The sequence below is a fragment of the Bacillus sp. BB51/4 genome (assembly GCF_008368845.1).
Lineage (GTDB): Bacteria > Bacillota > Bacilli > Bacillales > Bacillaceae_G > Bacillus_A > Bacillus_A wiedmannii.
In genome coordinates this window covers 25,906-32,814 of the sequence record NZ_QOSC01000015.1, presented here as the reverse complement: position 1 = coordinate 32,814, position 6,909 = coordinate 25,906, and the positions used below count along the sequence as shown (strand labels likewise).

The 6,909-nt window shown below is 35.0% G+C and carries 8 protein-coding genes and 2 pseudogenes; 6 read left to right on the top strand and 4 right to left on the bottom strand.

Translation table 11 applies throughout. The features are described 5' to 3' along the window. The first annotated feature begins 351 nt into the window (after positions 1-351). Positions 352-1,587 carry a dicarboxylate/amino acid:cation symporter gene (locus tag DN392_RS22285; RefSeq protein ID WP_000814822.1) on the top strand — a complete coding sequence of 412 codons (1,236 nt, stop codon included), beginning with the start codon at positions 352-354 and terminating at the stop codon, positions 1,585-1,587. A 22-nt stretch (positions 1,588-1,609) separates the two neighbouring features. On the opposite strand, the gene DN392_RS22280 is transcribed toward DN392_RS22285, so the two are convergent. Both DN392_RS22280 and DN392_RS22275 read right to left on the bottom strand, forming a co-directional pair. Beyond that, positions 1,610-1,765, bottom strand: a complete 156-nt coding sequence (locus tag DN392_RS22280; protein WP_000184933.1) for a hypothetical protein — start codon at positions 1,763-1,765, stop codon at positions 1,610-1,612. A 137-nt stretch (positions 1,766-1,902) separates the two neighbouring features. Next, the gene (locus tag DN392_RS22275) at positions 1,903-2,322 is read right to left on the bottom strand and encodes a MarR family winged helix-turn-helix transcriptional regulator (protein WP_000081443.1); all 420 of its coding nucleotides are present in this window, start codon (positions 2,320-2,322) and stop codon (positions 1,903-1,905) included. A 159-nt stretch (positions 2,323-2,481) separates the two neighbouring features. Between DN392_RS22275 and DN392_RS22270 the strand changes: the two are divergent. Continuing rightward, positions 2,482-2,917, top strand: a pseudogene (locus DN392_RS22270) (regulatory YrvL family protein). A 33-nt stretch (positions 2,918-2,950) separates the two neighbouring features. Then, positions 2,951-3,538, top strand: coding sequence for a thioredoxin family protein (locus tag DN392_RS22265; protein WP_002070995.1), 588 nt, complete (start codon positions 2,951-2,953; stop codon positions 3,536-3,538). Between the two features lie 27 nt (positions 3,539-3,565). Here the strand turns inward: DN392_RS22265 and uppP are convergent, their stop codons facing one another. Continuing rightward, positions 3,566-4,357 (bottom strand): bacitracin resistance undecaprenyl-diphosphatase, encoded by a 792-nt coding sequence (uppP, locus tag DN392_RS22260; RefSeq protein WP_000796242.1) that lies wholly within the window; start codon positions 4,355-4,357, stop codon positions 3,566-3,568. Between the two features lie 181 nt (positions 4,358-4,538). Between uppP and DN392_RS22255 the strand changes: the two genes are divergently transcribed. The 3 genes from DN392_RS22255 (at position 4,539) to DN392_RS30500 (ending at position 6,315) form a co-directional block, all read left to right on the top strand. Further along, positions 4,539-5,897, top strand: a complete 1,359-nt coding sequence (locus DN392_RS22255) for an MATE family efflux transporter (protein ID WP_064448973.1) — start codon at positions 4,539-4,541, stop codon at positions 5,895-5,897. A 76-nt stretch (positions 5,898-5,973) separates the two neighbouring features. Next, positions 5,974-6,147 carry a 2-isopropylmalate synthase gene (locus DN392_RS22250; RefSeq protein WP_046958206.1) on the top strand — a complete coding sequence of 58 codons (174 nt, stop codon included), beginning with the start codon at positions 5,974-5,976 and terminating at the stop codon, positions 6,145-6,147. An 18-nt stretch (positions 6,148-6,165) separates the two neighbouring features. Further along, positions 6,166-6,315 carry a hypothetical protein gene (locus DN392_RS30500; RefSeq protein WP_000743739.1) on the top strand — a complete coding sequence of 50 codons (150 nt, stop codon included), beginning with the start codon at positions 6,166-6,168 and terminating at the stop codon, positions 6,313-6,315. 63 nt (positions 6,316-6,378) lie between these two features. Here DN392_RS30500 and DN392_RS22245 read toward each other — a convergent pair. Then, positions 6,379-6,895, bottom strand: a pseudogene (locus tag DN392_RS22245) (biotin transporter BioY). Between the last annotated feature and the right edge of the window lie 14 nt (positions 6,896-6,909).

Genomic DNA, 6,909 nt, shown 5'->3' with positions numbered 1-6,909 from the left:
TAAAACTCCCTCTCTCTTTCACTCTATGTTCACACCAGGGTCACATCCAACTTTTATAGTATATGTATCGAAGTTGTTCCTCCCTAATTTATAAGACATTCCCCAGTGTCTTGAACAACTTCCATCCCTAATTAAATTGACATAAATTGTCCCCTTCCTTAGGCCATCATTTGTGATGGTCTTATTTTTTTGTTTACTTTATCCTTTATGTAAAACTCCCTCTCTCTTTCACTCTATGTTCAAATCACATCCAACTTTTATAGTATATATTCAGAAAATACTGTCAAAATAGGTAGTTTTTTTGTACAATTAATGTAGAAAGTAATTTTACAAAAATAAAGGGGGGTTTTATTGAAACAAACAAAAGCAATCTTAATCGCATTATTTCTCGGTTTAGTTGTCGGACTCACTTTAAATTTAGCTGCACCATCCATTTTTGAACCATTAAATCAATATGTGTTCAATCCACTTGGTCAATTGTTTATTCGCCTCATTAAAATGCTAGTTGTTCCTGTTGTATTCATTTCTATCGTGCTTGGTTCTGCTGGGCTTGGAGACCCGAAACAACTTGGAAGAATCGGCTTAAAATCAATTTCATTCTTTCTTGTAACTACAGCCGTTGCCATCTCTATTGCAGTTACATTTGCACTGATTATACAACCAGGATCTGGCGGTAACTTTAAAACCGAAGGGCTTAAATATGAAGGGGCAAAAACCGAAACATCTTTCGTCGATACATTGCTAAATATCGTACCAGATAACCCAGCAAAAGCGATGGCTGATGGAAACATGTTACAAATTATTGCCTTTGCCGTATTAATCGGACTCGGTATAGCTATTTTAGGAAAACGGGTTCAAGGTATCCATTCATTACTTGAACAGGGCAACGAATTAATGATGTATCTTGTTAATCTCGTTATGAAATTAGCTCCAATCGGAACATTTGGATTGCTCGCTTCATCCGTTGGTAAAATGGGTCTTGCAGGCGTCGCTGCGATGTTCAAGTATATGATTGTCGTTATGCTAGTACTTATTATTCACGGCGTCTTCGTGTATGGCGGATTATTAAAGGTATTAGCAAAAGAAAGTATTGTCCGTTTCTTTAAACATTTCGGACCGGTAATGGCAATTGGGTTTAGTACATCTAGCTCTAATGCATCTCTTCCATTTGCAATGAAAACAGCACAAGAAAAACTGGGTGTTCCAAAAGCGATAAGTTCTTTTGTACAACCACTAGGTGCAACGATTAATATGGATGGCACTGCCATTATGCAAGGTGTAGCAACTGTATTTATCGCTCAAGTATACGGAGTTGAGCTTACTATGTCCCAATTAGCTGTCGTCGTATTAACTGCTGTACTAGCTAGTATCGGTACTGCTGGTGTACCAGGTGTTGGACTTGTAATGCTTACGATGGTTTTAAATCAAGTAAATCTACCCGTAGAAGGTATTGCCTTAATTATCGGTATTGATCGCATTTTAGATATGTCACGAACAGCTGTAAATATTTCCGGTGATGCAATTTGCGCAATGATCGTCGCAAAATCAGAAGAAAAATATAATACGGATCAATCCGCAGCATCTTAAATCAAAAAAGGAGTGAATTATTTCACTCCTTTTTTGATTTACTTCCTTTTTTCGAACGATATTCTTTTCCTTTGTTATCATTACCAGTCTCAAATTCAGTACTAAACTCTTGCTGAAATTGCCCTGATTTCGGTGAGCCTTGATTTCCGCTCCCTTTACTACCATTTCGATTTGTCATATGTCTGCCCCCCTTCCTTTACTAGTAGTATGTTACATATTTTCTTTTTTATAATCTTTTACATACGAAAGAAGACCTTCCTCACATAGGGAAGGTCTTCTCCTTTATTACGTAAGCGTTTTCTTACTTGTAATGAATTAAATAAGTTTTTTAGAAATTGATATCATTATATTCATTTCTTCTTCTGAAAGCGCGGAGAATCTTTTTTGTAAATATTTCTTTTTCTCCCCTTCCATTTTCGCAACTAAATCTTTTCCTTGTTCTGTAATCTCCAAATATACAACTCTGCGATCTGACGTAGAACGTGAACGAGTTACAAAACCTTTATTAATTAATTTTTCTGTAACAGCTGTAATATGACTATTCGACACATTTAACTCATTGGCTACACGTGATACCATTTCTTTATTCGTACGATTCAATATTCTAAGGACGATGAACTCATTCCACGGTATGTAACCACCAAATATCTTTCCAATATCATTACGCAACGTGCGGAACATAGCAAAAACATTTGTCGATAGTTCTTCCATTAATTGCTCTCGATTTTGAGACAACTTTGACAGCCCCTTTTATTTCATTTAGTTAAATAAAAACCTTATTAATAATTTTACATGAAATCTTACTTTTTGTCACCTTATTTTCCCATAATTCGTAGTTTTTAAATAGATATTTCATGATACAATAAAGTTGATTTTCCAGAAAAAGGGGATGAAATAGTAAGTGAAGAAGACAAATTTTCTAATCTCAATCTAAAAGATAAGACTTTGATTATTGGTTTTGTTATTCTGTTTCTCATTATAACTTTTGCATTTATATTCTTTGTATATGTAGGAATCTTTCATATTACAGGTATAGAGTATAGATCACGCACTGCTTTACTTCTATTTTTTCTATTAATCACTTTTCTTAGAAGGTATTACATTCTTTATCTTCGGTTTCCTCAAGGCGTTGCTATATCCAATGACAAAAAACATGCCAAATTGGCTGGCTATTACTCTTTTTGCAATCATTGAAATTACGCTAGATTGGTTCGTCATTCATACTGCCGATGATTGGATAGAGAGCGTACAACTGTCCAATCTTACTGAATTATGTGTCGTACTATTCTTTTTCCTATTAAATCAATTATTAAGTGACAAGAAAGAGTAAGAATACAAGCTTTTCTATATAAAAATTGGTACAATGAAAACAAATCATACTAAAGAGGTGTTACTTATGAACTTACAACAATGGGCTGATAAAGGTATGTCCTTTGATACATATGTGAATGAAATGAAAGTAAATCAATACGAGCTACTGCACATTTACAATAACTTTTTAATTCCAAATGAATTACTTCCTGTATTAGAAGAACGCCAAAATGATGGCTGGCGTGTTATCGTATTAACAGCTGATTGGTGTGGTGACGCTCTTTTATGCGTACCTGTTATGAAACGAATTTCTGAAGTTGCAAATATTGATATGAGATTATTAATTCGCGATGAAAACTTAGAATTAATGGATCAATATTTAACAAATGGAACAGCACGTGCCATTCCAATTTTTATTTTCATTGATAAAGATGGAAATGAACAAGCCGTTTGGGGACCACGCGCTCCAAAAGTACAAGAGTTAGTAACTTCAATGCGCGCTACATTGCCTGAAAAAGAAGATCCAACATTCGAAGAGAAACAAAAAGAAATGTACGCTAATTTCCGTGCTACATTAGCTGATGATACTTCTCTTTGGGAACATGTAATGGAAAGCATGATGGAAAAAGTAGTAAAATAAAAAACTGCCGAACTCGGCAGTTTTTTATTACATAATGAAGAAATAGAATACCGCAGCTAAAATGAAACGGTAGTAAGCGAACGGTGTTAGTTTTACACGACCTAATAATTTTAAGAATGAAACAATTGCAAGCATCGCAACAACGAATGCTGTAATAAATCCTGTTGCAAATAACGGAATATCAGCCGCACTTAATATATCCCAGCTTTTAATTAAATCTAAACCACTTGCAGCTACCATCATTGGTACTGCTAAAATAAATGTATATTCAGCCGCCGCTGTATGTGACACGCGAGCTAATAAACCACCACTTATTGTAGAACCAGAACGAGAAAATCCTGGCCAAAGCGCTAAACATTGGAACATCCCAATTGTAAATGCTTGCTTATATGTGATTTCATCTAATGTTCTTGCTGTACTTGGTTTCGAAAACTTCTCAGCAACAATCATTAAAATACCACCAGCCACTAAACTGATGACAACTGGGCCTGGCCCAAATAAAACTTCTTTAATCGCACTATGGAACAATACGCCAAGTATGCCAGCAGGAATCATCCCGATAATAATATGTAATAAATTTAACGATGGTCCATCTGTTACTTTCCCTATACCTACTAAAGACCATAGACGCTTCCAAAATATAACAACAACTGCTAAAATCGATCCCAATTGAATAACAACTTCGAAAACTTTCGCTCTCTCGTCGTCAAATCCAAGTAAATGACCTGTTAAAATCATATGTCCTGTTGATGAAACTGGTAAAAACTCTGTTAACCCTTCAACAGCACCCATGATTATTCCAATTAACCAATCAGCCACGAGTAGTGCCTCCTTAATAACGAATATGTAATTTTTCACACCTTATCATAATACCTTATCCCCTTTTAAAGTGCATCTTTTTTTTATTGATTGTACATGTTGTATGCGCGTATTTCTTTTCTATTTGTTGATTAAATTGTATGATAGTAAGAGTTTGTTTTTTTAGCGGAAAGGGGATTTTATGAAGGAAACTAATTCATTCTCACAAAAATTAAAGCAATTTGTATTACTATTTTTCCCGATTTTCGTAACGCAAATGTCATTATTTGCAATGAGTTTTTTCGATACGACAATGTCAGGGCACGCAAGTCCTATTGATTTAGCTGGTGTTGCTATCGGAACAAGTATATGGCTTCCCGTTAGTACCGGATTAACAGGAATTTTAATGGCTACTACTCCAATTGTTGCGCAGCTCGTTGGATCAAAGAAAAAAGAGGATGTTCCCCAAGTTGTCATACAAGCAGTATATTTAGCAATTTGTGCTAGTTTCGTGGTCATCCTTATCGGTTTCTTCGCTGTTTCACCTATTTTAAACGGCATGCGCCTGGAAGAACCTGTGGAACGTATTGCGGCACAATTTTTAAGTATTATTGCAATTGGAATTATCCCTTTATTTACTTACACTGTTTTGCGCGGGTTTATTGATGCATTAGGAAAAACTCGCACAACGATGATTATTACATTACTATCATTACCAATTAACGTAATATTAAATTATGTATTAATTTTCGGTCATTTCGGTTTTCCAAAACTCGGTGGTGTTGGAGCGGCAATTGCTTCTGCAGCAACCTATTGGTGCATTTTAATTATTACCGTTATTATTATTCGTACGAAAGAGCCTTTCGCATCTTTCAATATATTTAAACAATTATATCGTCCTTCTCTTTCAAGTTGGACTGAATTCTTAAAACTTGGCGTCCCTATCGGATTTGCTATCTTTTTTGAAACGAGTATTTTTGCTGCAGTGACACTTATGATGAGTAATTTTAGTACGACAACAATCGCAGCTCATCAAGCAGCTATGAACTTCGCTTCCTTGTTATATATGACTCCTTTAAGTTTAGCAATGGCAATGACCATCGCTGTTGGATTTGAAGTTGGAGCAAAGCGATACAATAACGCAAAACAATATGGATTTATCGGGATTGGCTTAGCACTTGCATTTGCCCTATTATATTCAATTCTTCTCTACTTCTTTGATGATGAAATTGCTTCTATTTATACGACAGATATACAAGTTCATCATTTAGCAAAAGAATTTCTTATATTTGCGATTTTATTTCAAATTTCAGATGCAATTGCAACTCCCGTACAAGGGGCACTGCGTGGTTATAAAGATGTCAATGTCGCCTTAATTATGACGCTAATTGCTTATTGGGTAATCGGTCTTCCTCTTGGCTACATATTAGCAACTTATACGGAATGGGCAGCGAAAGGTTATTGGATCGGTCTTATTATCGGTCTAGCATTTGGAGCTAGCTTCCTACTTATCCGTCTCTTTCAAGTCCAGAGAAAATATACAACGCAAAACAGCCGCTAATGATATAGCGGCTGTTTTCTTCATGCATATTTTTTCTTTGAACGTATAACATAATGAAAAAGAAAGGTGGATACATATGGACGAAAAAGAAAAAAAGCAAGCATTCAATGAAGAATTCGCCCCTGAAATTTCACCTGGATATCGGCAAGATGTACATAAGCCACCTAAATATAAAAACACCTCGTTTTTAATGGGCATTACCATTTTTGCTGCGGTGTTACTCGTACTCATCATTTTCGTTTATTTTTAAGGAAAGGTGACATATTATATGAAGAAACAAGATTCCAATCGTTCAAAAAGAACTGTGAAAACAGAAAAAGGGTATGCAGGTGATTCTGTTCTTACTCAAAAACAAGTCGAGCAAGGAAATTTATATATTGCTCAAAAAGAGCTTGGTCAACAAAATGAAAACCTTTAGAATCCCTCAAAGAACTGGGGGATTTTTTTATCCGCTATTTGTAGCACTGATTCATGTTTCACTTTATTGTACATACTGTTTTTGTTCTAACACCTTAAATATATTATTAACCTTTACAATTTTTATTTCATAATTCAATTTCATTTCGCTTCTCTTACCATTTTCAGTACCCGCAACGTACGCTACAGCATGATAACGAAAACTCTCATCTGTCTCTTCACGTATCTCCTCGTCTGTAAATTTATACTCTAAATCCCGAAAGCGATTTGGATAATAATTTCTCATTAATTGTTCACACTCTCTATTTACAAATAGTTCTTCACCTTTTTTTCACATCTTCTTTATTATTAAACTCAAACACTGATAATTGCTCTGTCACAAAATGTTCTCCTACCTTTTTCATTTCATTATGAGTTAAAGTTTCTATACTTTTATTCTTTAATTCCTTATTTAACCCGTACTGATCAATCAGTTTAAAGGTAGCAAAAACCTCCTCTTTATATGACCAAAACAAGCCAAAAGCGATACATAGAGAAATGATGAATAGTCTTTTCTTCGTAATACTCCCACCCTTCTCCATAATGATAGTTATAT

Bases quoted from the DNA above. Each gene is read 5' to 3' on its own strand.
- DN392_RS22250 (WP_046958206.1), top strand. From the start codon at position 5,974: ATGGACGAAAAAGAAAAAAAGCAAGCATTCAATGAAGAATTCGCCCCT.
- DN392_RS22280 (WP_000184933.1), bottom strand. From the start codon at position 1,765: ATGACAAATCGAAATGGTAGTAAAGGGAGCGGAAATCAAGGCTCACCG.
- DN392_RS30500 (WP_000743739.1), top strand. From the start codon at position 6,166: ATGAAGAAACAAGATTCCAATCGTTCAAAAAGAACTGTGAAAACAGAA.
- DN392_RS22255 (WP_064448973.1), top strand. From the start codon at position 4,539: ATGAAGGAAACTAATTCATTCTCACAAAAATTAAAGCAATTTGTATTA.
- DN392_RS22265 (WP_002070995.1), top strand. From the start codon at position 2,951: ATGAAAACAAATCATACTAAAGAGGTGTTACTTATGAACTTACAACAA.